General features: G+C 41.0%; 29 protein-coding genes, 2 tRNA genes and 2 pseudogenes. 3 read left to right on the top strand and 30 right to left on the bottom strand.

Annotated features, from left to right (window positions below; all coding sequences use genetic code 11):
* Positions 1–12 precede the first annotated feature (12 nt).
* From OFN67_RS06835 to OFN67_RS06775, 13 genes are all read right to left on the bottom strand, one after another.
* Positions 13–1,242, bottom strand: coding sequence for a beta-ketoacyl-ACP synthase (locus OFN67_RS06835; RefSeq protein WP_270868553.1), 1,230 nt, complete (start codon positions 1,240–1,242; stop codon positions 13–15).
* Complete coding sequence (gene fabG, locus OFN67_RS06830; RefSeq protein WP_270868554.1) at positions 1,236–1,961, bottom strand: 3-oxoacyl-ACP reductase FabG; 726 nt, start codon at positions 1,959–1,961, stop codon at positions 1,236–1,238. The genes OFN67_RS06835 and fabG overlap by 7 nt, the downstream gene beginning before the upstream one ends.
* Positions 1,954–2,379, bottom strand: coding sequence for an ApeP family dehydratase (locus OFN67_RS06825; protein WP_270868555.1), 426 nt, complete (start codon positions 2,377–2,379; stop codon positions 1,954–1,956). The genes fabG and OFN67_RS06825 overlap by 8 nt, the downstream gene beginning before the upstream one ends.
* Complete coding sequence (locus tag OFN67_RS06820) at positions 2,376–3,524, bottom strand: beta-ketoacyl synthase N-terminal-like domain-containing protein (RefSeq protein WP_270874003.1); 1,149 nt, start codon at positions 3,522–3,524, stop codon at positions 2,376–2,378. Before OFN67_RS06820 ends, OFN67_RS06825 begins: the two co-directional genes overlap by 4 nt.
* Positions 3,505–3,894, bottom strand: coding sequence for a hypothetical protein (locus OFN67_RS06815; protein ID WP_270874002.1), 390 nt, complete (start codon positions 3,892–3,894; stop codon positions 3,505–3,507). Before OFN67_RS06815 ends, OFN67_RS06820 begins: the two co-directional genes overlap by 20 nt.
* Positions 3,891–5,117, bottom strand: coding sequence for an NAD(P)/FAD-dependent oxidoreductase (locus tag OFN67_RS06810; RefSeq protein ID WP_270874001.1), 1,227 nt, complete (start codon positions 5,115–5,117; stop codon positions 3,891–3,893). Before OFN67_RS06810 ends, OFN67_RS06815 begins: the two co-directional genes overlap by 4 nt.
* A 2-nt stretch (positions 5,118–5,119) precedes the next feature.
* Positions 5,120–5,737, bottom strand: a complete 618-nt coding sequence (locus tag OFN67_RS06805; RefSeq protein ID WP_270868559.1) for a 4'-phosphopantetheinyl transferase superfamily protein — start codon at positions 5,735–5,737, stop codon at positions 5,120–5,122.
* Between the two features lie 21 nt (positions 5,738–5,758).
* Positions 5,759–5,834: transfer RNA gene (locus OFN67_RS06800), tRNA-Phe, on the bottom strand.
* 111 nt (positions 5,835–5,945) lie between these two features.
* Positions 5,946–6,302 carry a 50S ribosomal protein L20 gene (gene rplT, locus OFN67_RS06795; protein ID WP_270865622.1) on the bottom strand — a complete coding sequence of 119 codons (357 nt, stop codon included), beginning with the start codon at positions 6,300–6,302 and terminating at the stop codon, positions 5,946–5,948.
* Positions 6,303–6,384: 82 nt separating this feature from the next.
* Positions 6,385–6,576, bottom strand: a complete 192-nt coding sequence (gene rpmI / locus OFN67_RS06790; protein WP_270858735.1) for a 50S ribosomal protein L35 — start codon at positions 6,574–6,576, stop codon at positions 6,385–6,387.
* Between the two features lie 90 nt (positions 6,577–6,666).
* Positions 6,667–7,188 carry a translation initiation factor IF-3 gene (infC, locus tag OFN67_RS06785; RefSeq protein WP_270868560.1) on the bottom strand — a complete coding sequence of 174 codons (522 nt, stop codon included), beginning with the start codon at positions 7,186–7,188 and terminating at the stop codon, positions 6,667–6,669.
* Positions 7,185–9,008 (bottom strand): threonine--tRNA ligase, encoded by a 1,824-nt coding sequence (gene thrS / locus OFN67_RS06780; RefSeq protein WP_270868561.1) that lies wholly within the window; start codon positions 9,006–9,008, stop codon positions 7,185–7,187. Before thrS ends, infC begins: the two co-directional genes overlap by 4 nt.
* A 176-nt stretch (positions 9,009–9,184) precedes the next feature.
* Positions 9,185–9,259, bottom strand: a tRNA-Glu gene (locus tag OFN67_RS06775).
* Between the two features lie 127 nt (positions 9,260–9,386).
* Here OFN67_RS06775 and OFN67_RS06770 point away from each other — a divergent pair.
* Entirely contained in the window at positions 9,387–9,872 is a 486-nt protein-coding gene (locus OFN67_RS06770; RefSeq protein WP_270868562.1) for a hypothetical protein, read from the top strand.
* Positions 9,869–10,711: a deoxyribonuclease IV gene (gene nfo, locus OFN67_RS06765; RefSeq protein WP_270868563.1), complete on the top strand. Its 843-nt coding sequence runs from the start codon at positions 9,869–9,871 to the stop codon at positions 10,709–10,711. Before OFN67_RS06770 ends, nfo begins: the two co-directional genes overlap by 4 nt.
* Before the next feature lie 161 nt (positions 10,712–10,872).
* Here the strand turns inward: nfo and OFN67_RS06760 are convergent, their stop codons facing one another.
* From OFN67_RS06760 to glmM, 17 genes and pseudogenes are all read right to left on the bottom strand, one after another.
* Entirely contained in the window at positions 10,873–11,415 is a 543-nt protein-coding gene (locus OFN67_RS06760; protein ID WP_270868564.1) for a YceI family protein, read from the bottom strand.
* 339 nt (positions 11,416–11,754) lie between these two features.
* A pseudogene (locus OFN67_RS08070) lies at positions 11,755–12,342 on the bottom strand (anaerobic C4-dicarboxylate transporter family protein); the annotation flags it as partial.
* Between the two features lie 263 nt (positions 12,343–12,605).
* Positions 12,606–13,431, bottom strand: a pseudogene (locus tag OFN67_RS08065) (anaerobic C4-dicarboxylate transporter family protein); the annotation flags it as partial.
* A gap of 140 nt (positions 13,432–13,571) precedes the next feature.
* The gene (locus OFN67_RS06750) at positions 13,572–14,318 is read right to left on the bottom strand and encodes an SDR family NAD(P)-dependent oxidoreductase (RefSeq protein ID WP_270868565.1); all 747 of its coding nucleotides are present in this window, start codon (positions 14,316–14,318) and stop codon (positions 13,572–13,574) included.
* 9 nt (positions 14,319–14,327) lie between these two features.
* Positions 14,328–14,948, bottom strand: a complete 621-nt coding sequence (gene ttdB / locus OFN67_RS06745) for a L(+)-tartrate dehydratase subunit beta (RefSeq protein WP_270858726.1) — start codon at positions 14,946–14,948, stop codon at positions 14,328–14,330.
* On the bottom strand, positions 14,941–15,834 hold the full coding sequence (gene ttdA / locus OFN67_RS06740) for a L(+)-tartrate dehydratase subunit alpha (RefSeq protein WP_270858725.1): 894 nt from the start codon (positions 15,832–15,834) through the stop codon (positions 14,941–14,943). Before ttdA ends, ttdB begins: the two co-directional genes overlap by 8 nt.
* Before the next feature lie 9 nt (positions 15,835–15,843).
* Positions 15,844–16,590, bottom strand: coding sequence for a nickel pincer cofactor biosynthesis protein LarB (larB, locus tag OFN67_RS06735; protein ID WP_270868566.1), 747 nt, complete (start codon positions 16,588–16,590; stop codon positions 15,844–15,846).
* Positions 16,577–17,353 (bottom strand): ATP-dependent sacrificial sulfur transferase LarE, encoded by a 777-nt coding sequence (gene larE, locus OFN67_RS06730; RefSeq protein WP_333720328.1) that lies wholly within the window; start codon positions 17,351–17,353, stop codon positions 16,577–16,579. The genes larB and larE overlap by 14 nt, the downstream gene beginning before the upstream one ends.
* Positions 17,328–18,530: a nickel pincer cofactor biosynthesis protein LarC gene (gene larC, locus OFN67_RS06725; RefSeq protein WP_270868568.1), complete on the bottom strand. Its 1,203-nt coding sequence runs from the start codon at positions 18,528–18,530 to the stop codon at positions 17,328–17,330. Before larC ends, larE begins: the two co-directional genes overlap by 26 nt.
* The gene (gene larA / locus OFN67_RS06720) at positions 18,527–19,777 is read right to left on the bottom strand and encodes a nickel-dependent lactate racemase (RefSeq protein ID WP_270868569.1); all 1,251 of its coding nucleotides are present in this window, start codon (positions 19,775–19,777) and stop codon (positions 18,527–18,529) included. The genes larC and larA overlap by 4 nt, the downstream gene beginning before the upstream one ends.
* Before the next feature lie 166 nt (positions 19,778–19,943).
* Entirely contained in the window at positions 19,944–20,759 is an 816-nt protein-coding gene (locus OFN67_RS06715; RefSeq protein ID WP_270868570.1) for a transporter substrate-binding domain-containing protein, read from the bottom strand.
* Positions 20,760–20,852: 93 nt separating this feature from the next.
* Entirely contained in the window at positions 20,853–21,524 is a 672-nt protein-coding gene (ung, locus tag OFN67_RS06710; RefSeq protein WP_270868571.1) for a uracil-DNA glycosylase, read from the bottom strand.
* An 18-nt stretch (positions 21,525–21,542) separates the two neighbouring features.
* Positions 21,543–22,706: a Na+/H+ antiporter NhaA gene (nhaA, locus tag OFN67_RS06705; RefSeq protein WP_270868572.1), complete on the bottom strand. Its 1,164-nt coding sequence runs from the start codon at positions 22,704–22,706 to the stop codon at positions 21,543–21,545.
* 52 nt (positions 22,707–22,758) lie between these two features.
* Positions 22,759–23,190 carry a CopD family protein gene (locus OFN67_RS06700; RefSeq protein WP_270858717.1) on the bottom strand — a complete coding sequence of 144 codons (432 nt, stop codon included), beginning with the start codon at positions 23,188–23,190 and terminating at the stop codon, positions 22,759–22,761.
* A gap of 11 nt (positions 23,191–23,201) precedes the next feature.
* The gene (locus OFN67_RS06695; RefSeq protein ID WP_270858716.1) at positions 23,202–23,594 is read right to left on the bottom strand and encodes an SHOCT domain-containing protein; all 393 of its coding nucleotides are present in this window, start codon (positions 23,592–23,594) and stop codon (positions 23,202–23,204) included.
* Positions 23,591–24,043: a signal peptidase II gene (gene lspA, locus OFN67_RS06690; protein ID WP_270868573.1), complete on the bottom strand. Its 453-nt coding sequence runs from the start codon at positions 24,041–24,043 to the stop codon at positions 23,591–23,593. The genes OFN67_RS06695 and lspA overlap by 4 nt, the downstream gene beginning before the upstream one ends.
* A complete protein-coding gene (glmM, locus tag OFN67_RS06685; RefSeq protein WP_270868574.1) occupies positions 24,036–25,376 on the bottom strand; it encodes a phosphoglucosamine mutase in 1,341 nt (446 codons plus the stop codon). The genes lspA and glmM overlap by 8 nt, the downstream gene beginning before the upstream one ends.
* Before the next feature lie 150 nt (positions 25,377–25,526).
* Here glmM and rpsT point away from each other — a divergent pair, with 150 nt between their 5' ends.
* Positions 25,527–25,796 carry a 30S ribosomal protein S20 gene (gene rpsT, locus OFN67_RS06680; RefSeq protein ID WP_270868575.1) on the top strand — a complete coding sequence of 90 codons (270 nt, stop codon included), beginning with the start codon at positions 25,527–25,529 and terminating at the stop codon, positions 25,794–25,796.
* The last annotated feature ends 8 nt before the right edge of the window (positions 25,797–25,804 follow it).

Below are 25,804 nucleotides of genomic sequence, written 5' to 3'. Positions count from 1 at the left end.
TCCATAAAAAAATTAATTATCAAAATTTTTAAAAATCAAAGATGTATTAACCCCGCCAAATGCGAAATTATTATTCATTACAAATTCGGTTTTTATCTCAGTAATATCGCGCAAATAGTTTAAATTTGCGCACTCGCAATCTACTTTATTTAAATTTAAATTTGGATAAAACCTACTTTGTTTCATCATCATTATACTAAAAAAACTCTCCAATGCCCCGCACGCTCCCAAAGTATGCCCAAGATAGCTTTTTAGCGAACTAATCGCCGTTTTTTCACCAAAAAGTTCGTTTGTAGCGATACTTTCTGCGATGTCGCCTTGCTTGGTGGCTGTGGCGTGGGCGTTTATGTAACCGATTTTTTCAGGCGTTAAATTTGCATCTTTTAAGGCTAAACGCATAGCTTCTTTCATCGTGGCACTTTGCGGTCTAGTGATGTGAGTGCCATCGCAACTCGATCCAAAACCCACAATCTCAGCGTAAATTTTAGCATTTCTTTTTTTTGCGCTTTCTAAACTCTCTAATACTAACATCGATCCGCCCTCGCCCAAAACTAGCCCGTCTCGCTCACTATCAAACGGCGCGGGAGCTAAATTTGGCGCATCATTTTTACAGCTTGTCGCAAACAATCTATCAAAAACAAAGGCTTCACTAGGGCAAAGCTCTTCTGCGCCACCTGCTAACATCATATCGATTTGTCCGTATTTTATGGCTTCATACGAATATCCTATGGCATGACTTGCACTCGTGCAAGCTGAACTTGTCGGAATCATACGCCCTTTAAGTCCATAAAAAATCGCTATATTTGCCGCCGTAGTGTGAGGCATCATTTTGACATAGGTATTTGCGTTAAAATTACTTGGCATACCAAGCATAAGTTTTACTGCTTCGCAAATCGGCCCCGTGCTTCCCGTGCTAGAACCCGCCGCAACGCCCATGCGTCCGTCTTTTATGCTCTCATCATCTAAAAGCCCTGCGTCTTTTAAGGCTAGTCCTGCGGCTTCGACTGCGTATTGAGACACAATCCCTAAAGAGCGAAGTTGTTTTCTATCCCACTGCGAAGGCGGTGCGTAGTTTATTATCGGAGCGGCCAAGCGAGTATTTAATTCACTCCCAAATCTATCCCACTCGCTCATAAATTTAACGGCATTTTGCTTAGCTTCAAATTTAGCTCTTATCTCGCTCCACTCACGCCCAAATGCACAAACATTTCCAAAACCCGTAACAACAACCCTATTTAACATAATCCGCCATTTACTCCTATTACTTGTCTTGTGATATAGCTAGCATTTTCGCTTAGCAAAAACTCAGCCAAAGCCGCCACTTCGTCTGCTTCCCCGATGCGACGAGCCGGGATTTGCTTGATTATCTCATCTTTTAATTCACCCAAATCCGTCATAGCCGTATCGATTAGCCCAGGCGCTATGCAATTAACGGTTATTTTCCTACTTGCAAGCTCGATCGCCAAAGATTTTGCCGCCGCAATGAGACCTGCTTTACTAGCAGCATAATTACTCTGTCCGCGATTTCCCATGATTGCGCTAACTGAGCTCATTACGATTATTCTAGCCGGATTTTTAGCCCTTATCATCGGCATTAGCACGGGATTTAACACATTGTAAAAACTATTTAAATTTGTATCAATTACGCTTTTCCACTCGATCTCTTCAAGCCCTGCAAATGTGTTATCTCGCGTGATTCCTGCATTTAAAATCACGCCGTAATACACGCCATTTTGCAAATCTTTTGTAAGAATTTCTTTTGCCCCCTCAGTATCTGCGACATCAAAATTTAAAATTTCAGGCTTTTTAGCTCCAAATTTGCAAATTTCATCCGCTACGGCTTGTAAATTTACTAAATTTCGCCCGTGCAAAACCACTTCATAACCGGCTTTTGCTAGTCTTAAAGCACACGCCTTGCCGATCCCCGCACTAGAACCTGTAATCAAAACCCGCTTATTCATTTATCGCCTTATCTAAAAATTCTTTGCTTGGATTTAACACACTCAAACTCGCCCTTGCAACGCACTCATTGCCAAACAAAATCTCACAATCAAACACAAACATTCCAGCCCCGTCACTTAGGCTCTCAATTGCTTTTATGATTAGCTCGTCGCCCACATTTACAAAAGGGCGAAAAATATCCATTTTGCGACAACTTAGCAAAAATCCAAGCTCGATTTTATCGTTGCTTCCTGCATAAGCCGCGATTGATTGTGCCATTATTTCGATATATGTGTAGCTTTCAAGTCGTCCGTTTTCTACAAATGGCGAACTAGGCGGAATTTTCACAGCGCATACTATCTCGCCTTGCTTGATTTCTTTGATTTCGTCCAAAAAAACCATATATCCGCTTTGGGGCAAAATTGATTTTATATTCATACTTTTCCTATCACGCTAACTGCGTTATCTCCGCCAAAAGCAAAGCTTAAATTCATCGCAGTTTTTATGTTCGTCTGTATTTTTTCATCTATTATATTTATTTTTGGCAAAATTTGCTCTTTATCGTAAATTTGAGACGGCAAAATGCCGTTTTTTATGGCTTGAAAGCAAATTCCAAGCTCAATAGCTCCTGCTGCTCCTAGCGTATGCCCAAAAATCGGCTTACTCGAACTACACGGCGTGTTTTTTAGCGTCGAACTTATCGCCACGCTTTCCATAATGTCGTTTGCATTTGTGCCTGTGCCGTGTAAATTTACATAATCCACTTTGTCCAAACCCGCTTTTTGCAAAGCTAAATTTATCGCCTCAATTTGCATAGTGGCACTTGGATTTGGCTGAGTTATATGAAAAGCGTCCGAGTTTGCGTGGTATGAGAGCAAAACAATGTCTGAAATCTCATCACGGCTTAGCAAAAAAACTCCCGCTCCTTCGCCCAAATTCGTGCCTTTTCGGTTAAGAGAGAACGGATTTAATCTCTCATCGCTTAGCACTCCAAGACTCTCAAATCCCAAAACGGTCAAAGTATCGATCCCGTCGCTCCCACCGCAAATCACGGCGTCGCAAATCCCGCTTTTTATAAGCCTTGCAGCTTCGATTACGGCTTTATTTCCGCTAGTACAAGCTGATGAAATCCCCACAGCAACGCTTTTTAAGCCAAAAAAATCTCTCACGAAATTCGCAGGATTTCCCTGAGAGTTTTGCTCTGCGTTGTATCCTTTAAATTCGCCCGTTTTTGCATGATTTTCAAAGGCTTTAAAATTGCTTTGCACGCCTGTTACGGTCGTGCCAATGACCACGCCGACGCGGTGTGAGCCAAATTTAGCAATCGCATTTTTAATCTCATTTTCAATCTGCATAAAAGCAAGGAATAAAATTTGATTTGTGCGATTTGCAAAATCTCCTTTAAATTTAGGGCAAATTTGATCTAAATTTTGCGAAATTTTGCCCAAAACAAAGTTTTTGTTATTATAAAAATTTTCTATTTTTTTAAGGGCTGAGTTTTTGTCGCAAACTGCCTTAAATACGGCGTTTGTATCATTTCCGGCAGAGCTTATGAGCCCAGGGCTACTTAGATAAATTTGCATTTTTGACCTTGTAAATTTGACCTTGCAAATTTATCTCAAATTCGCTTTTTTCGATATTTTCAAGCAAATTTAAAAATAAATTCTCAGCTTCTTTATTTGGCGGTAAAAATCCGTCGTTTTCAAACTCTGCGCAAATTTTTTCACCGCAATTATTTAAACGCAAAAATTTTCTTGCAATCGGGGCTTTTAGCATATCAAGCCAGATAAAATGATAAAATCCATCGCCGCTTCTAGCAAAAATTTGGCTTTTTACGCCGTCCTTTTCTACCAAAAAATGCTTTTGGCTAAATTTGGGCGTATCGCTAAGCGTAAATTTAGCAGCACACCCAAAAAACAAAAAAACCGAAAAAACGGCAATCAAAAATCTCATTTGCAAAGCTCAGCTAAGGTATCTAAATGCCTTTTTGCATCTTTTACAAATGGATTGCTTTTATCCCACGCATAACCCGCTAAAACCGAGCTTATGTAGCGTTTGATTTTGTGATCTTTTTTCGGATAATAAATCACATCTTGGAATTTGCCATCATACCAGCCATCGACATAAACTCTAAATGTATCAACGCCGCTCATTAGCTCTTTTGCGTAGTCATTTTCCCAATCAGCCTTGCCGTTTTTGATCTCGTCTATCACGCATTTTGCGGCGATTTTAGCTGAATACAATGCAATCGTAACGCCTGAGCTAAATACAGGATCTAAAAACTCAGTCGCATTGCCCAAAAGTGCGTATTTATCGCCATACAGACGGCTTACATTTTTTGAATATCCGTTGAGATTTCGCACAGGAGTATCCCAGAGAGCATTGTTTAAAAGCCTTTTTAGCATAGGACATTCATAAACGCATTTTTTAAGAATTTCGGCGTTATTTTCAGGATTTATTTCTAAATTTGATGGATTTATGATATGTTTTTCGCCGACCACACCGATAGAACAACGCCCATTTGAAAACGGAATCAACCAAATCCAAACATCTCTATGAACCGGGTGAGTGGTGATTAAAATCTTATTTCTATCATAAAGCGGCTCGGTTATGTTATCCTCTATATGCGTGAAATACGCACTTCTAGGCGGTAAGTGAGACGGCGTTTCTAAATTTAAAAGTGTCGGCAAAATCCGCCCGTATCCGCTCGCATCAAGGACAAATTTGGCTTCTAAATTTTCGCTAATGCCGTTATTTTCCACGCTTAAAACTGCATTTTGTCCGCTAAAATCGACTGCTTTTACTTCGCATTTATAAGTTACTTCTACGCCCAACTTTTGAACTTCATCTATCAAAAGCTTGTCAAAATCAGCCCTTGGAACTTGAAAAGTCGTCCCGCTTCCAACGCTTGATTTATCGCAAAAATCGATATATGTGTATTTCTCGCCCCACGAAAAAGCAGCGCCGTTTTTGTATTGAAATCCGTAGTTATAAACAGCGTCTAATAGACCTGCTTCTTCAAGGATATTGTTGCAGTTTGAGAGCAAACTCTCGCCGATGACGAATTTTGGCATGGTTTCTTTTTCCAAAACTCGCACTTTAAGACCGGCTTTATGCAAAAATGCCGCCGCCACGCTACCACTAGGACCTGCCCCGATTACCAAAACATCATACATTTTTATCCTTTGAAACAAATTGAAATTAAAAACTGATTATAGAGTAAATATGTTTTAAATCGGATAAATTTTCCCTTGTGATTTTTGGCTTTGATTTCGTTTTGATTTGTGCTTAGCCCGACCCTTGCAAGGTCGCTAAATGCGAGATTTTCTAGCTTAATGATAGCTTCTTTGATGGTGTAAATTTGATAAAAAAAGATTGTTTTTTCGCTTTTATCGCAAATTTGCATTAAATTTTTTTCAAATTCGTTAAAACAAAAATCAATTACGCCGTCAAAATCTCGATCCGCTAAAATCTCCAAATCAAGCCCAAATTTTTTATTTGAAAAGCCAACAGCTGCGATGTGATTTGATAAATTTGCTTTATTTGTTACCAAATTTGGAGAATTTTGCAAATTTAAAGCAGTATTTAAATCGCTCAAATTTAGTAAATTTTCATCAAATTTTTTATGCGAAATGCAAAACTTGCCCCGTTTTTTAATGCGTGATTTAATAGAACGAGAAAGTAAAAAATCAGCAGAATTTTTACGGGATTTATATAGTTTTTTATCTTTTTTATCTAGCTTTGATTTATCAAATTTAAAAATTTTATCGCTAATATAGATTTCAAATCGTTGCATAATTTTATCTGAAATAAAAAGTGGTGGTTAGAGGCAGAATCGAACTGCCGACACGCAGATTTTCAGTCTGCTGCTCTACCGACTGAGCTATCCAACCACGAAATAAAGGGAGCATTGTATTCAAACCCCGCTTAAAATCTATTTAAACGAGCCAGAATACAAAATTTAAAAGGGAGAATTTCAAGAAAAAATCTTGAAATTCAAAAAATTATTTTAAAGCAGCCTTTGCTTTATCAGCTAATGCAGTGAAAGCCTTAGCATCGTTCATAGCAAGGTTTGCTAGGATTTTTCTATCTAATTCGATATTTGCAAGTTTAAGACCGTGCATAAATTTAGAATAACTAATATCGTTGATTCTGCAAGCAGCGTTAATTCTAACGATCCATAGTCTGCGGAAGTCGCGTTTTTTCGCGCGTCTGTCGCGGTAAGCATAAACCAAACTTCTTTCTAATTGTTCTTTGGCTTTTCTGAAATGTTTTCTTCTTGCGCTATAAAAACCGCGAGCAAGTTTTAAAACTTTATTGTGTCTGCGTCTTCTAACAACGCCTGTTTTTACTCTTGCCATATTAATCCTTTCTTAAATGGCGCCCATTTTTGGGTCTTTCCCTATCTTAGGGGAGTTTGAATGACTAGGTCAAAAACTAAAATTATTTACAAAGCATAAGCTTAACAGCTCTAACATTTGTAGAATCTACATAATGTGGGCCGCGCAAATCTCTTTTACACTCGCTAGACTTTTTAGTCAAGATATGGCTGCGGAAAGCTGAACCGCGTTTAATCTTGTTTTTGCCTACTTTAAAGCGTTTTGCTGCGCCACGCACACTTTTCATCTTTGGCATGTTTATCCTTTTTTTTAAGATAAGCTGTGATTATATAATAAAATTTTAAATTTCTGCTGAAATTTAAAAATATTTAAGCTACGCCGAAATTTAAGACTTTTTCGGCGTAATTAGCATACTCACATATCTTCCCTCTAAAATCGGGGCTTTGTCGCGCTCTGCGCTACCTACGAAATTCTCTTCCCAAATTTTGTTTAGCAAATTTACACCAATCTCAGGAGTGCTCATCTCGCGACCCTTCAAAAACACGCGAAGTTTGACATGTTTGCCAGAATCTAGGAATTCTTTTGCGTGTTTTACCTTGTAATTCACATCGTTTTGAGCGATTTTTGCCGAAAATTTTATCTCTTTAATCTCGATGATTTTCTGTTTTTTCTTGGTCTCTTTTAGCTTTTTTTCTTGTTGATAACGGAATTTACTATAATCCATTACCTTGCACACTGGCGGTTTCGCATCTGGCGCGATTAGCACGAGATCGACACCTTGTTTGCTTGCGATTTGCAACGCCTCATCTAGCGAGATTACGCCGTATGCTTCACCATCTTCGCCGATACACCTAACTTCATCAGCCTCGATTTCTTCGTTTAGAAAAACTTCTTTTTTGCTGCTCAAAAATTCACCTCATTTAATTTGTTTTGCACGAAACCCAAGAACTCGCTAAGCCCTAAATTTCGCTGTTCGCGCGCACGCCTATCACGCAATGCGACGCTACGATTAGCCACTTCGTTATCGCCAAGAACGATGATTAATGGCACCTTTTGCTTTTCGGCTGTTCTGATTTTTTTATTTAAAGTTTCGTTTTTGGTTAAAATTTCGCTGTCTATGCCCAATTCGCGCAATCCCGCTGAAATCTCTTTTGCATACGCGCTGTGCGCTTCGCCAATCGGGATAATCGCCACTTGTGTCGGGCAGATCCAAAACGGAAGCTCGCCAGCTGTGTGTTCGATCAAAATTCCTATAAATCTCTCAAAGCTTCCCAAAATAGCTCTGTGAAGCATGACAGGCTGTTTTTTCTCATTGTTTTCGTCAATATAGCCTAGCTCGAAGCGATTTGGCAGGTTGAAATCCACCTGCACGGTGCCACACTGCCATTTTCGACCCAAAGCGTCTGTGATTTTTATGTCGATTTTCGGACCATAAAACGCACCGCCGCCTTCGTCAATGCCGTATTTAAAGCCCTTTTCATCAAGTGCGTCTTTAAGCGCTTTTGTAGCGATCTCCCAGACTTCATCATCGCCCACAGCCTTGGCAGGTTTGGTTGAAATTTCCATTTCGTAGTTGAAATCAAATGCGCCCATTAGCACATCGACGAAATCTAAAATTTCATAAACATTTTCTTTGATTTGGCTTGGCATACAAAAGATATGAGCGTCATCTTGGGTAAATTCGCGCACTCTAAATAACCCGTGCAAAACGCCTGATTTTTCGTGTCTATGCACGACGCCGTATTCGCAAAATTTAAGCGGCAAATCGCGGTATGAGCGAATTTCGCTTTGATAGACTTTGATATGACCCACGCAGTTCATCGGCTTAATGCCGTATTCTTGCTCTTCGATCATCGTAAAATACATATTTTCTTTGTAATTTGTGTAGTGTCCGCTGATTTTCCAAGCGTCTGATTTTAGGATTTCTGGGCCTCTGACTGGCTCGTAACCGCGACGGCGTAGCTGTCGATAAAGCCTTTCTTCGAGTTTTACACGCATTTTCGCACCCGCTGGCAACCAAATCGGAAGTCCAGCGCCGATTTCTTCATCAAATGTAAAAAATTTCATCTCCGCACCAAGCTTGCGGTGATCGCGCTTTTTAGCCTCTTCGAGCATTGTTAGGTGATTTTTTAAGCTCTCTTTGTCAGCAAAAACCACGCCGTAAATTCGAGTTAGCATTTCGCGTGTCTCATCGCCGCCCAAATACGCACCCGCAATCCTAGTTAGCGCGAAATTTCGCAAAAATTTTGTATTTGGCACATGCGGTCCGCGACAAATATCCTCAAAATCGCCTTGCGCATACAAACTCACTTCGCCTTCTGGGATTCGCTTCAAAACCTCGACTTTTAGGTCGTCCTCGGCGTATTTTGCGCTAACAGCGCCTTTGGTAGAGCAAATTTTAACTATATCTTGCTTGGCTTCGGCTAGCTCTTTCATTTTTTTCTCAATCGCCTTCAAATCGTCCTCGCCAAGCTTCTCGCCACCGTTTTTGCTCACGCGCATATCATAATAAAATCCATCTTCAATCGCAGGGCCCACGAAAAATTTCGCGTCTGGGTAGAGTGATTTGACAGCTTGTGCTAACAAATGCGCGCATGAGTGGCGAAGCACTTTTAGCGCGTCAGCAGAGTTATCGAAAAATATCGGTTCTGCGCCATCTGCGCCCTCGCCGATACTTTGAGTATCATAAATTTCACCATTAAATTTATATGCGATAATGTCGCTCATTTTTTTCCTTTTTTACCAAATTTATCTTTTCTACAATAAAAGAATAAGCTGTAATTTTAGCCAATACAACCTTAACCGTAAATTTAAATTTGGCTAAATTTTAAGAAATTTTAAGCGAATTTTGAATTTTCATTAAATTTTGATTTGAAATTTAATTTTTGGATTTTGTATTTTAGTGGTGACCCCTACGAGATTCGAACTCGTGTTACCGCCGTGAAAGGGCGATGTCCTAACCGTTAGACGAAGGGGCCACTTAATTCGGTTAAATTAAAAGGAACGATTATTTTATATAAATTGCGCTTAATTTTCACTTAATAAAGCTGGAATTTTTATAAATTTCGCTAAAATGAAAATATTAAAATTTAAAAAAGGACAAAAATGAAAAAAATAAATTTGATTTTTGCTGGATTTTTGGGAATCGGGGCAGTGTTTTGTGGTTGCGCCAAGCTCACCCCGCAAAAGACGCAAGCGGTGGCGTTTTCGATAATTTCGCCAAATTTGCGCCTAAACGACACAGGGTTTATTAGAAGTTTTAAAAACCAAACCGAGTTGCAGGTCTATTCTAGCGGGGTTAGCGTGCTTTCCTTGGTCGCAAAAAACGAAAGCGTGTGCATGAATAATGCCTGCGATGATGAGCCAACTTTCAATGAGAAATTTTTCAAAAACGCCCATTACAAGGGCTTTTTGGGTGAAATTTTGGGCGCGAAGGCAATCTATGGCGCGAAAAATTTAGCCAAAACAGATTGTGGATTCGAGCAAAATTTGGGCGAAATTTCATACAGCGTCTGCGATGATAGCGGTAAAATTATCAAATTTAGCGACAAAAAAGCCGGGGTAAAAATCAGCGTAAGAGAGCTTTTATGAAGCGTGTCGGAGCCCATGTAAGCGCAGCTGGCGGGGTTTTTAACGCTCCGCTTAACGCGCAAAAAATCGGCGCAGACGCGTTTGCGCTTTTTGTCAAAAATCAGCGCCAATGGAGCGCAAAACCGCTTAGCGATAGCGATATAGCGCAGTTTCGTGCAAATCTCGCCACCACTGGCATACGAGCAGAGCATATCCTAGCCCACGATAGCTATCTCATAAATCTAGGCCACCCAGACCCCACGCTTCGCCAAAAAAGCCTTGACGCCTTTGTCGATGAAGTGTGGCGTTGCGAAAAACTTGGCATAAAACTGCTAAATTTCCACCCGGGCTCACATTTAAATGAAATTTCGCCCCAGCAGTGTCTGCAAAATATCGCAGAGTGCCTAAATTTCGCTATCGCAAACACTAGCGGTGTCAAACTCGTCATCGAAAACACAGCAGGCCAAGGCTCAAATTTAGGCTTTGAATTCGCCCAAATCGCCTACATAATCGCGCGCGTAAGCGACAAGACCCGCATTGGCGTTTGTATCGACACCTGCCACGCCTTCGCCGGCGGATACGACTTTCGCACGAAAGACGCCTATGAGCGCACTATGAGCGAGTTTGACCGCGTCATCGGCTATAAATTTTTATCTGGCATGCACCTAAACGACACCAAAAACGATCTTGGCGTGCGCAAAGACCGCCACGAGAGCCTTGGACGCGGATTTTTGGGGCTGGCAAGCTTCGAAAACATTATGAACGACAAAAATATCGATGAAATTCCGCTCATTTTAGAGACGATTGATGAGAGTATTTGGGCGGAGGAAATCGCGCTACTACGCTCGTTTGTGCGCTAAATTTAGCCAAATTTCGCTACCGCAAGTCTTTAAACACTGCGCCGAAATTTCGGGCGCAGTATTGCAGAGTTGCGTAGCGAAAATTTAAAATTTAAATAAAAAAGGGAAATTTAGCGATTTGCTAAATTTCCCAAAATTTGCAATGAAATTTGCGTAAAATTTTACTTCGCCACAGCTTCGATTTCGATAGAAATTTTTATATCATCGCCTAGCATCGCAGTGCCGCTACCTGGGGCGAAATTAAAATCAGAGCGTTTGATTTTGCCCTCTAAACTAAATCCGATTTTAGCCTTATCGCCCTGTTTTGCCTCGCCACCAAAATCATAATCAAACTCGACCTCTTTGCTCACATCGCGAATCGTAAGCTCACCTTTGACCTTGTCAGGCGCGAACTCTTTCATCTCAAATTTCATATCAGGAAACTTTTCTGAGCCGAAAAAATCGTCAGCTTGCAAGTGAGCGTCGCGTTTTTCGTTGTCAGTAAAAACTGAGGCGGTTTTGACCACGGCGCTTAGTTTGTTTAGTTTGCCGTTCTCGGCGTCAATCTCTGCGCTAAAATCCTTGAAGTTTCCGACCACATTGCTAATGCTCATGTGTTTGATCTTAAAACCTACGCTAGAATGGGCGTTATCGACCTCGTAAGGGGCAGCGTTTGCTAGCATTGCGCCAAGCGCGCATGCACTTAAAATTGACAAAAATTTCATTTTCTCTCCTTTTGAAAAATTTAAAATTTGGATTTTAGCTTATGTTTATTAATAAAAATTATTTATAAGAAATTTTCTGCGAGAAAGGTGCGAAAAATATAAAAATCTATTTTTATCCTTTCTTTTGTAATTGATTTAAAAGCACAATATTTGAAAGTGTGCAATACATACACACACTCCGTTGTTTGTATAATTTTTGGCATTGAATTTTTTAAATTCTTCCTTTAATGCCTGTATGTCAATATCGGTGTTTTGCATAATTTGACTTAATAAATATTTGAAATAAAATTTAGAAAATTAGAAGAATTTGTCTGCGAGTTTCCTCGCAGACAAGAGCTATTACATATATCCGTAGAAATGAGCTAGGATATATCCTAGGAAGCATGAGCTGAATACGCCGATGAAACCAGGGATAATGAAGCTGTGGTTGATAACATATTTACCGATTTTTGTTGTGCCTGAGCGGTCGAATTGGATCGCAGCAAGGTCGCTTGGGTATGTAGGTAAGATGAAATAACCATAGCATGCAGTTGCGAACGCAATGATTGTTCCTGGATTTACACCGATAGCAATCGCTAGTGGAACGAAAGTCGCAGCAGCAGCAGCTTGTGAGTTAAGGAATTTTGAAATCAACATACCAACTACAATGTATGTAAATGGATATGCTTGCATTACCTTACCAAGTGAGCCAGCTAGCATATCGATATGAGCGTGGAACATAGTATCGGCCATCCATGAGATACCATAAATCGCAACAAGCGCAATCATACCGCTGTGGAAGATTTCGTTTTGAGCGATTGTGCCAGCTTTGATACCTGAATAAATCATCATAATAGCAGCTGCAAGAAGCATAAACATTTGGATAGTATCAACCATACCAAGAGTTTTTGAGCCTTTTGTGCTTGTAGCTACATCGATTTTTGCGTTTTCGTAAGTTTTAGTTTCGCCTTTTGCATTTACATAAGTTACATTTGCGCCGTCTTGGCTAACTTTGTAAGTTTTGCCGTCTTTATCTTTAACCTCGACACCTTGTGCAGTTTGAGATAGTTTAGATTTATCTTTTTTAACGCTCATTTTTGTCTCAGCACCGCTTAACATCATAGTTCCGTCGCTGATTTTTACTTTGTCTAGAACTTTTGAGCTATCGCCTGCATCTACGATATTAACGATAGCAGCGTCTTTTGAGATAGACCATGTCGGGCGAAGTTGTTTGTAATAACCCAAAACCGCAACAACAACGATTGCTGAAAGGAAGATATACATAACATTCCATTGTTTTTGTGGAAGTTTAACACCAACTAGTGATTTAGCGTCATCAGAACCATAGATGATTTTTCTTTGCTCTGGATCTTTAAGTTTAGCTTGGAATTCCTCATCTTTTTCAAGGCTTTTACCGCGGAATACTGAGTATGTGCTGATACATAGCATACCGAAGAAAGTAGAAGGAATAGTTACTTTAAGAAGGTCAAGGTAGCTAGAAAATCCCTCGATTTGAGCACCAGCACCTAGCAATACAGCCACGATAGAAACACCAGCAACTGAAACTGGGCTAGCGATAATTGCTAATTGTGATGAAACGGTAGTAGCTGCCATTGGACGCTCTGGGCGCACACCACTTTTCATAGATACATCGTAGATAATCGGCAAAAGTGTATAAACTGTGTGACCAGTACCGCAAAGAACTGTCAAAGTCCAAGCACACATTGGTGCAACATAACAAACTAATTTTGGATTTTTTCTCAACGCTTTTTCAGCAAGTTGAAGCATAACATCCAAACCACCCGCAGCCTGCAATGTAGCTGAGGCGACAACAACCGCAAGGATTGTCAAAATAACATCAACGGCTGGTTTGCCCGGAGACATTTTGAATAAAAATACGAGTATAACTAAACCTATACCACCTAAAATACCAAGAGCCATACCACCCTTTTTGGCACCATAAAACAGACACGCCAAAACTATTATCAACTGAATAGTAAATTGGACGCTCTCAGACAAACCTGTAAGAAACTCCATCGCTTCTTCCTTTCCTTAAAAAATACTTATTTTATTATATCAATATTTCTTTTAAAGAAATATAAATAAAATTCAAAATATTGAATTTTTATAGAATAAGTGTTAAAAATTTATTTATAATACTTATTCAAAATTTAGAGTTATCTTTTCTCTACATGTAATCCAGCCCAAGTTTGCGCTGTCGCCATAGCCTCGACGATATTTATATTGACATGATGAGGCATATTTATGCAATTTAGCACGATTTGTGCTATATCCTCTGCCTTAATCGGATCTGTGTTTTCATAGACCTTTTTCGCCCTTGCTTTATCACCTTTAAATCTCACATCGCTAAATTCAGTCTCGCAAATACCCGGCGCGATCTCTGTTACGCGAATACCAGTGCCGATTAAATCGTTTCTGATATTTCTGCTAAATTGCTTCACAAACGCCTTGCTTGCGCCATAAACATGGCTTCCAGGATACGGCCACGCACCAGCAGTAGAGCCGATATTGAAAATATAGCCATTGCCACTTTGCAAAAGTAGTGGCAAAACTGCCTTTGTAGTGTAAATAACGCCCTTGATATTCGTATCGACCATAGTCTCTAAATCCTCGATTTGAGCGTCTTTAATGCCATCTAGACCTAGTGCGAGACCAGCATTATTTACCAAAATTTCGACATCTCTATACTCACTCGGCAAACTCTCCACAGCCTTAAAAATTTCATCTTTATTTCGCACATCAGCTGCGATTATATGGGTATTTCCTAGCTCTTTGGCCAAATTTTCTAATCTCTCTTTTCTGCGCCCAAGAGCGATGATTTTATAGCCCTCTTTACTCAAAATTCTAGCTATCGCCTCGCCAAAACCACTCGTCGCACCTGTAATAAAAGCTGTTTTTTTCATAATTTTTCCCTATTTTATAAAGCTAACTTCTGGCAAAATTTCCGCCAACGCCTCATCTTTTTTCTTGTTAAATTCGACCTTATTTTTCTCAAAAAGATTATTGCCTTTCGCGTCGATTGATACGATTAGTGGGCCAAATTCTTTGACTTTACAATTCCACAAGGTCTCTGGCATACCAAGCTCCATCCAATCAGCGCTTACGATTTCCTCGACCTCCATAGCAGCGATTACTGCGCACCCTGCTGGGAAAACGCAGTGCAATGCGCCAAAATCCTTGCAACCATTTTCTGTATTGCTAGCCATTCCCCCCTTGCCTACGATTACTCTAACGCCCGTTTTTTCGATAAATTCATACTCAAATTTCTCCATACGCATGCTTGTCGTAGGTCCTACTGAGACGATTTCGTATCTATCCTCGCCACCAGCGCTTGTTTTTTTGATAATAGGGCCTGCGTGCAGTATCGCCCCGCCACGAATATCAAGTGGCAAAGGCATATTTTTTTCAACCACGCGCCTGTGAGCCACATCGCGACAAGTTACGATATTTCCGCTTAGATAAATGATATCGCCAATTTTAATATCCTCTAAATCCTCCCTAGAAATCGGAGTTTGCAAAATTTTCTTATTCATATTTATAGTCCTTATGAGATGTCACGGTAAAGCTTAAATCGCCGTTCCAAACGATATTCGCGCGTCTGTGCGACCAACAGCCTGTATTTACAGCCACAGCGATGACTGAGGGGTGACGAGCTGAGTTTTCAATATGCACGCCAAGCACCGAGCTAGCTCCGCCCATACCTTGCGGGCCAAGGCCGATTTTGTTAATGCCATCTTCTAGCAATTTTTCGGTTTTTGCGGCGCGTTCGTTTGGATTATGCTTTCCAAGCGGGCGAAACAAAGCCTTTTTTGAAAGCAACGACGCCACATCTATCGAGGTTGCCACGCCCACGCCCACGACTAGCGGCGGACAGGCGTTTAGGCCATAGCTTGTCATTATATCCATTACGAATTTCACCACGCCCTCATAGCCCATACCAGGCATTAGCACGCCGGCTTTTCCAGGAAGCGTGCAGCCGCCTCCTGCCATGTATGTATCAATCTCGCATTTATCGCTACCAGGGACTATTTCCCAAAAGATCGAAGGCACATCTTTTCCGACATTTTTGCCGGTGTTGTATTCATCAAAGGTCTCAACACTGTTGTGGCGAAGTGGAGCTTCTTTTGTCGCACGCAAGACGCTTTCACGCAAAATTTGCTCTAATTCGCCAATTAGCGGAAATTTCGCGCCACATTTTACGAAAAACTGAATCGCGCCAGTATCTTGACAAGAGGGGCGATTTAGCTCTTTGGCAAGCTCTTGGTTTTTAAACATTGTCTCATAAATCGTCTTTGCTAGTGGCGCATTTTCTTTGCTCGCTAGCTCCTTTAATTTCGCCGTGACATCATCTGGCAAAATTTTGCCACTGTATCCGACGAGACTAGCCATGACGGCGGTCATTTTCTCTACATTTTCCACGCTCTCTCCTTATAAATGATTGATTATACTCGCATTATACGCTGCGCCGTATCCGTTGTCAATATTTACGACACTAATGCCGTTTGCGCACGAATTTAGCATACCAAGCAAGGCTGCCACACCACCAAAACTCGCCCCATATCCCACGCTCGTAGGCACAGCGATGACTGGGGCTTTGACAAGGCCTGCAATCACGCTAGGAAGGGCTCCTTCCATGCCTGCTATGACGATTAGGACTTTGGCTTTTTGGATTTCATCAAGCTTCAAAAACAGCCTATTTATCCCAGCCACGCCCACATCGGTGATTTTGCGCACATCATTACCCAAAAATTTCGCCGTCTCGTATGCCTCTTCCACAGCGTAAGAATCAGATGTGCCAGCCGAAATGATACCGATATAACTTTCGGTAAGTTTTGGCTCGTTTATGATAATGCTTATCGTGCGGCCGACCTCGTTAAATTTGGCAAGCGGGAAGTCTTTTTGCAAAATCTCAGCCACCTGCGAATTTGTGCGCGTGATTAGGACATTGTTGCCATTTTTCACACACTCGCGCGCGATTGCCAAAATCGCCTCAGCACTTTTTCCCTCGCCATAAATCACCTCGCCTACGCCACTTCTAAGCTCTCTTTGCATATCGACCTTAGCACAGCCGATATCGGAAAATGGGTAGTTTGCGAAATACTCGACGACCTTTTCATCAGAAATTTTGCTACCCTTAATTTGGGCGATTAAGTCCAAAATTTCAGCCTTTTTCATTTAAAACTTCCTTTCTAAAACCCTTTAAATCGAGCAAAATTTCATCAATTTGTGAAATTTCATCTATTTTTTGAATAATTTTTGCAAAATTTTCACTCGCCACAAATTCGCTCATCAGCGCTCTTGGCATTTCGATTTTTAAATTTCGCCCATTATAGCGCGCTCTGATGTTTGCAAAGCCGTTTTGTATGAGTAAATTTTCCACACGCTCAACCAATTTTAAATCATCTGCGCTAAATTCGCGCCCGTGAGGCAAACGAGTTAGCAAGCACGCAAAGCTAGGCAAGTCCGCGCTTTCTAGGCGCAGGGTGCGTGAATACTCCCTAATTTGGGCTTTGGTTAAATTTATCAGTGGCGAAATGACGCCAAGCTCGCGCACAGCGCGAAGTCCTGGGCGATCTTCGCCCAAATCATCTTTGTTTGTGCCGTCTGCGAAATTTGAAAATCCCAAATTTCGCCCAAATTTAATTAAATTTTCGAATAAATTTCTTTTGCATAAATAACAGCGATTTTGCGGATTATTCGCGATTTCTTGCGGGGTTTGAAGTTCTAAAATTTCGTGGCGAAATTTGTGAATTTTAGCAAAATTTATAGCCTGCGAAATTTCGCGTTCGCTCATATATGGCGTTTTTATGGTAAGCGCGATGAAATTTGCGCCCAAGATTTCGCCCGCCACGCAGGCTAAAAACGAGCTATCCACCCCGCCAGAAAAGGCCAAGGCGAGATTTTTAAGCCCTCTAATCTCTTCCTTTAAAGTTTCCATTTTCATACTCTTTGATCGCCGCAGCTCTCACCGTAGCGATATTTGTGCCAAATTTTTGTGCCAAATTTTTGCAATCATCAAATTCGGGCTTGATTTTTTCTCCGCCCTCAAATTTGCAAATTTTAATCCTAACCTCGCCAAATTTCGTATTCACAGCGCGAATTTGGCGCGGAAGTTCTGTTTTTTGCACAGAAATTTCACGCACCCCAATCGCTGTGGTATGGCGAAAAATCAGCTCTTTTAGCGCGGGTGCGTCGCTAGATTTAGCTAGCACACTAAGCTTCGTGCCAAGGCGCGATTTTTTCATATTCACAGCCTCGCTAAACACATCAAGTGCGCCAGCATTTAGTAAAATTTCGCTCGCCAGCGCCAAGCTCTCAGCGTCCATATCATCGATATTTGTCTCGATTAAAACCTGCCCTGATTGAGCCAAGCGCTCATCTTCGCAAATCATAATTTTAAGCAAATTTGCAAATTTAGCTTCCTTGCTTCCAGCCCCGTATCCAGTGCGCAAAATTTTAGCGCTAAATTCGGCGCAAAATTCGCTCGTTAGAGCCTTTGCGATACCTGCGCCAGTAGGTGTCGTCTGCTCAAAATCACCGCCAAATTTCACAGGCACGCCAGATAAAATTTCACTCACCGCGGGTGCTGGCACGCTTAAAATTCCGTGAGCGCACCTCACAAATCCCCCGCCAAGGGCAAGTGGCGAGCAAAGCACTCGCGAAATCCCAAGCGATTCGAAGCAAATCGCGCTTCCTACGATATCGACTATGCTATCGGTGCAACCAACCTCGTGGAAATGGACATTTTCTAGGCTACTTTGGTGGATTTTTGCCTCCGCTTCGCCGATGATAGTGAAAATTTCGATTGATTTTTCTTTTACAAAATCGCTTAAATTTGAAGAATTTATTAAATTTACAATGTCTTTAAAAGTGCGTCCATGCTCATGGAAATGGGGCGTCGTGCTCCATTTGCGCTTTAAAATCACATCTACTTTCGTAGCGTTTATGCCAGATTTTAAAACCTTTTTGGCGCAAATTTCATACTCACTAGAAATTCCTAGCTTTTCGAGGCTGTGTTTTAAGAAGCCAAAATCTACGCCAAGGTCGATAAATGCGCCAAGGCACATATCTCCGCTAATGCCACTGGCGCAGTCTAAATAGATAAATTTACTCAAATTTTTGGAACCGTCATTGAACCAAATGGCAAAATCACAATCTTAGCGTCTTTGCCCTTCTCACTAAGCGCGTCATCTAGGGCTTTTTGCAAATCATGATATGGCTTTAAATGCACGGCTCTCATCTCATCGTCGCTTAGATCGCTAACCGCCCAAGTCTGCGCCCAAAGCCCAATCTCAGCCATTTTGCCAGCTTTGTGATAGCCTAGGTGAAATTCCTCTTGAATTTTTTCTAGCACTTTTTGTGGCGTATCGGCTGATGCCATGAGGTTAAAAAACGGCTTAGGACCGATACCCGTGCGACATTTGGCCACCATGATAAGCACGCCACCCTGGGCTAGGGCTAGTTTGCCGTTATCTAGGGCTTTTTGGGCTTGGTATAAATCCACATCCATTGGATATGGGGCTACTGAGATTACGATATCAGCTTTTTGAGGGATTTTGACGCAAAATACCTCTTCTGCCTTTTGAATACAATCATAAAATGTATCATTTAAATCGCCACTATTTACATAATAAATATTATGGTCGCTATCTAGCACCGTCATAATCGCAAATACATCGATATGAGTTAGCACTTTCATCGCATCGACCATATCCTCATGCACAGGATTGCCCTCTAATCGCAAAGCCTGCGCATCGTGGCTAAGGGCTAGTTTGTGGTTTTGCTCGATAGTTTCGTATTTGGCAACGCCTGGCAAAAACGCCTTTCTACCGCCTGTGTAACCTGCGAAATAGTGCGGTTCGACCGAGCCGATTGGGATAACCTTTTTCGCGTTTGCTACGATTTTGTTTAGATACATTTGGGTTTTGTTGCTACTCTCGCCCAGATAGACCATTTCATCGTTTTTAGAATCGTGGCTGTGAGCCTCGCCTTTGGCCTTGACCTCAGCCCAAATTTCTTTTGAAAAAATCATCTCATACTCATCTTCGGTCGGATCTCTGTGGCAGCCGTTTGCGATGATAAAGGTTTTCTTTTTATCCCTGATTTTTGGATAAATTTCTTTTAAAATTTTAGATGTCGGAGTTGGGCGCGTGCCGTCATTTACGATGATTACGATCTCTTCATCGCCACTTATGAACTCATCAAAAGTTTTTTGATTTATCGGATTTTGCATTGCTTTTTTGATAAGCTCGGCCTCGTCAAATTTCTCAACCTTATTCGGATTGAAAATCCCCAAAAGATTTTTTTCGTCAAAATTTATGTTTAAAACATCATCTTTGCCATAACGAATTGGAACTTGCATTTTTCACCCCTTGATTAAAATTGAATTTTTCGATTGTATCAAAAATTTTATTTAAAAGAGATTTATGTCACAAAAATTTAACTTAATTATCAAAATTTAAGTTTTTTGCGGTAAAAAACCTTGCTAAACGCAAATTTAGCAAGGCGAAATTTTAAAAATTTAAAGCTTAAAGTAGATTATAAATGTCATCTAACAAGAAGTATTTTTTCTCGGCTGTGCCCTTGTAATATGGGGAAATGTGGTTGTTAAACTCTGTTTCAAAAAAGCCGGTTTTAGATAGCTCCACAAGCGCAGCGTCGATTGCTTTTAGCAAATCTGTGTTGCCCTTTTGCACGCCGATTGAGTTAAACTCAGAGGCTCCGAGGTTTTTTTGCGGGACTTCGACTTCTCTATTTATCACTGGAAACGCCATTACGATGATGTTTTCATCAGCATAAGCATCGCCTTGATTTTCAAGTAGCGCCCTAGCACAGCCACCAGCGCTATCGCACTCTTTGATAGTATAGCCTTGTTTTTGGAAATATTTTTCGCCGATACTTCCTGGCATGGCTAGGATTGTTTTGTCTTTTAGATCTTTTATGCTTGTTATCGCGTCTGCTTTGCGGGTTAGGATACCGACATTTACGCTAAAATACGGACTGGAAAAATCAGCGAGCTTCTCGGTCTCAGCAGTAGGGACTAGGGTCGAGACAGCCATATCCACAGCGCCATCTTGCAACAATCTATAAGAAGCTTCGTCGTTTGCAGAGGCTACGAACTCTACCTTTCCCTCGCTACCTGCGAAAATCTTCGCAGCCACAGCCTCGGCTAGGGTTATTTCAAAACCCTCGTATTTGCCGTCAGTTAGCTTGCCAAATGGAGCCTCGTCATCATGGACAGCTATTAGAATTGTTCCGCTAGATTTGATTTCTGCTAGGCTTTTGGCGCAAACTCCGCTAAAAAGTAGCGCACTAGAAGCTAGTGCGAATAAAAATTTATTCATTTTTTTTCCTTTTTTTAGATTGATAAAATTTAGGACTAATTATATACTTAAATTATTTAATTAAATTTTAAAATACATAGTATTTTGATAAATTTACCAAAGTATTGTATTTTTACCTTTTAAAGCTAAATATTCATTACATTTACTAAAATGTCTGCACCCAAAAAACCCACCGCGCGCCAATGGGCTAGGGTGCGGGGCTGTAAGAATCAAATGGCGATTTGCGTCGATCAAATTTGCCTTTTTTATGGCGAAATTTCCCCAGAGCATAAAGACTAAATTTTCGCAGTTTTCGCTGATTTTGGCGATTATAGCGTCTGTGAATTCGCCCCAGCCAAGCTTTGCGTGCGAATTTGGAGCACCTGCACTCACGCTTAGAGTGGAGTTTAGTAGCAGCACGCCCTGCCTCGCCCACGGGGTCAAATCACCCCCACTTATAGCACACGAGCCGATATCTGCGGTGATTTCTTTGAAAATATTTTTTAGGCTTGGCGGGATTTTTACCCCCTCTGGCACGCTAAATGCTAGCCCCATAGCCTCGCCTGCGCCGTGGTAGGGGTCTTGACCTATGATTACGACTTTTAAATTTGATAATGGGGTCAAATTTAGGGCGTTAAAGATTAAATTTAGCGGTGGGTAAATTTGGGTAGTTTGTGAAATTTGAGCTAGATTACGCTCTAAATTTTTGAAATTTTCGCTTTGAAATTCGGCGCGCAGTAGATTTCTCCACTCGCGCGCACTAAGAAATGAGGCTAAATTTAACACTAAATTTTGCCCCTAAATTTAGGCTGGTTTTGGTCCTACGGCCTTAGCCACGATGTATCCGACTAGACCTGAGACGATAGAGCCGATGAAAACAGCGAGTTTGTCTGTGTGGTGATAAATGTCGCTTCCGCCATAAGCTAGACCATCGACAAATAGCGCCATTGTAAATCCAATACCGCAAATTATGCTTACAGCGTATAGTTGCGCCCAGTTTGCGTTTTCTGGCAAGTAGGCGATTTTGCCCTTGATAAGTAGCCAACTAAATGCGAAAATTCCAAATTGTTTGCCGAAAAATAAGCCAAGCGCGATACCCATTGGAACTGGGCCAAATAGATAGCTAGGGCTCATGCCAGCTAGGCTTACGCCCGCATTTGCAAAGGCAAAAATCGGCAAAATGAAAAAATTCACAGGATACGCAAGTCCGTGCTCCATATCTTTTAGCATTGAGCCAGAGCGAGTTTGCAATGGGATACAAAATCCAGCCACAACGCCAGCGATTGTCGCGTGGATACCAGAGTTTAGCACCATTACCCACAAAATAAGCGACATAATGACAAAAAGCAGTTTTTTATCCACCTTCATTTTATTCATTATAAACATAATCGCCACGCAAATTCCTGCGCCGATTAGGTAAGAGATATTTATCGTAGATGAGTAGAAAAGCGCAATAATCAAAATCGCGCACAAATCGTCCATAATCGCTAGTGTTAAGACGAAAATTTTAAGACTTGCTGGAATTCGTTTGCCAAGTAGCGCCATTACGCCCACGGCAAAGGCAATATCAGTAGCCGTAGGAATCGCCCAGCCCTTCAAAGCCTCGCTATCGCCCCAGTTAAGCACCGCAAAGATAATCGCAGGCGCCATAACACCACCAAGAGCGGCAAAGCTAGGAAGCAAAATTTGAGAAAAATGGCGAAGCTGACCTTCGATTTTTTCGCGTTTTAGCTCCAAACCGATAGCGAAGAAAAATATCGCCATTAAAAAGTCGTTTATCCAAAAGTGCATATCCTCATCGAGTTTTAGTTTGCCGATACCCATGACGATGTGCGTGTGGATAAACTCGCGATAATACGGAGATAAAATATCGACATTTTGTGCGATGATAGCAAATACTGCGGATAAAAGGAGGATTACGCCAGCACTACTTTCGCTGGATAGGATTTTTTTGATTATGCGTTGCATGATTCTCCCTTTGAACAAATTTGTCTATTTTAGTATAAATTTCATTAAATTCTCATTGATTTGGCATGATTAACATAGCATAAAGTATGCCTATCATCAGAATCGTTGGAATTTCATTTAGCGCACGGAAATACTTGCCACTTTTTTTACAGGCGTCTTTTTCGAATTTAATCAAATAATAATGAAGCCAAAAATGATAAGCCACCATTAAAACAGCGCAAAGTAATTTTAGGTGGAAATAGCCCATTTTCATAAGTCCCGGATTTAGCAAAATCAGCATAACCGCGCTAAAAATCGTAACCGCCAAAGCTATCCAGCCAATGGCGTGGTAGAGCATTTTTTCCATTTTTTTCACAACTTTGACAAAATTTGGATTGTCCAAATTCTCAGCGTGATAAACATATAGGCGCGGCAGATAAAACAGCATCGCCATCCACGAAATAAAGCCCACAAAGTGGATAAATTTAAACCAATAATAACTCATTTTCCTTCCTTTCAATCTCTCATTAAAATATCTTTTCTAGCTTCAAATTCTTCCTTGCTAATCGCCCCTTTTTGAAAAAGCTCGTATAGGGCCTCTACCTTTTTAAGACGCTGTGAATAATCCTCAGCCACGCCTTCGCCGGCTTCTTCGTTGATATCCTCGACCCAAATTCCTACGAAAAATAGGTCAAAAAGCACCCAAAGAAGCCAAATCGGCAAAATCACAAGCCCTAGCAAAAAATACAGCGTAAAAATCCCAGCCCAATACAGCCCGATTTGCGCAAATCCACTGACAAATTTACCACAATAAATTCGGTGCAAACCGCCACCAATCGGCAATCCCACAGCCCACGAAAAAGCTCCGGCAAACCACAGCGCATACGCGATATAATTGTTTCTTTTCAAATTTTGCCTTTCTTTGAAATTTTCAAATTTTGCCACAAAAATATGACAATTGCCAAATCAATCATCACATCGGCAAAGTTAAAAACCGCAAATTCAAACCATTTGTGCCACGCCACATAATCCACAACTCCGCCGTGGATAAAGCGATCTAGCACATTTGAAACGCCACCACCTAGCAAAATGCCAAAAGGAAGCCAGTGAGCGTTAAAAAGCTCTTTTTGACTAAAAACATACCATGCCAAAAGCGCGATTAGCCCAAGCTGGATAAATTTCAAACTCTCGCCCAAAAAAGCTAACATCGAAAACGCCACGCCTCTATTAAAGGTCAGTATCAGCGAAAAATACTCACCCTCCCACGAAAAACCATTTAAAAATATAAATTTTATAAATTGATCAAGTGCCAAAACAAGCGTAAAAATCAGGACAAATTTAATAAATTTTCTAGTCATTTAACGCTTTTTTAAAAAATTTTTCTGCTTCGTTCGCCCATTTTTCCAGAGCTTTTGCGTTTTTGCCCTCAAAAAGCAAACGGATCAAATTTTCCGTGCCAGAGTAGCGAAACAGCGTGCGAATTTTATCTTTTTTGATCTCTTCTTCAAGCTCTTTTAGTCCAGCGATTTTTTCAAGCGGTTTTTTGGTCGTAATCTTTAAATTTCGCAAAATTTGCGGATACGGCTTAATTAAATTTGCTAACTCGCTCGCTTTTTTATTCATACTTAGCATACATGCGGCAAATTGAAGCGCAGACGCGATTCCATCGCCTGTTTTAGCATAATCGCCAAAAATCACATGTCCGCTTTGCTCGCCACCGAAATTCGCCTTTTTCTCTTTCATCATTTCAAGCACAAATTTATCGCCCACACTGCATCTATGCACGGAAATTTTGTGTTTTGCCAAAAAATCATCAAGCGCGCCGTTACTCATCACAGTTGCGATGATTTGGTCGTTTTGAAGCTTGCCAAGCTCTTTTAGATACAGCGCCAAAACGCCAAGCAAAATATCTCCGTGTAAAATTTGACCGCTATCATCGACTACGACCAATCTATCAGCGTCCCCGTCAAAGGCAAATCCCACATCAGCGCGCAATCTTTTTACTTCGCTTGCCAAATTTTGCGGAGCCAAGGCGCCACAATTTTCGTTGATATTTTTTCCATTTGGCTCATCGCCTAGGACTATCACTTCTGCGCCAAGCTCGCTAAACACCGTCGGAGCGACCTTGTAGCTTGCGCCATTTGCGCAATCAAGCACAATGCGAAGTCCATGCAGGGTTTTGTTTTTTGGAAAAGAATTTTTAAGCTGGACAATGTATCTGCCGATAACATCATCGACGCGCCTTGCCACGCCGATTTCCATCATTTGCTTTCTAGCCTCGGCGATTAGCTCGTCGCTAAAATAGATTTTTTCGATTTCAGCTTCCTCTTTTTCATCGAGTTTAAAGCCCGTGTGATCAAAAAATTTAATACCATTATCATAGTATGGATTATGCGAAGCGCTTATCATAATTCCGCCATCACAGCGCATATCCTCTGTCAAAAACGCGATTGCTGGGGTTGGCATAGGGCCTATTTGGCGGACATTATATCCCACGCTAGTAAGTCCAGCCACAATCGCAGTTTCTATCATATAGCCACTTCGCCTAGTGTCTTTACCGACTAAAATCATATTTGTAACGGAATTTTTCCTAAAATAAATTCCAGCTGCCATAGCTAGTCGCATAGCAAGTTCAGCTGTCAAAAACTCGCCCGCTCTGCCCCTGACGCCGTCAGTTCCGAAAAGTTTCATAAATTTAATCCTTTATAAATCAAAATTCTCGCAATATTAGCAAAAAAAGTTTAATAATCGAATTTCTTTTAAAAATTGCTTAATTTCAGCAACGCTTAAAATTTTTGTAGTATAATCACGAGTTTAATATTTTCATTTAAAGGGATAAAAATGGCAAATCACAAATCAGCCGAAAAACGCGCTAGACAAACTGTGAAAAAAACAGAGCGCAATAGATTTTACCGCACAAGAGTAAAAAACATGACAAGAGCGGTAAGAGAAGCAGTAGATAGTAAAGACCTAGCAGCAGCCGAGGTAGCGCTAAAAGTAGTTAATCAAAGCTTCCACGCTTTCGTTAGCCGTGGATTTTTGAAAAAAGAAACTGCAAGCAGAAAAGTTAGCCGCTTGGCAAAACTAGTAAATACACTAAAAGTCGCATAATTATCATT

The sequence above is a fragment of the Campylobacter sp. JMF_11 EL3 genome, from assembly GCF_027736965.1.
In the GTDB taxonomy this organism is placed as follows: Bacteria; Campylobacterota; Campylobacteria; order Campylobacterales; family Campylobacteraceae; genus Campylobacter_B.
This window is presented reverse-complemented; position numbering and strand designations above follow the sequence as displayed.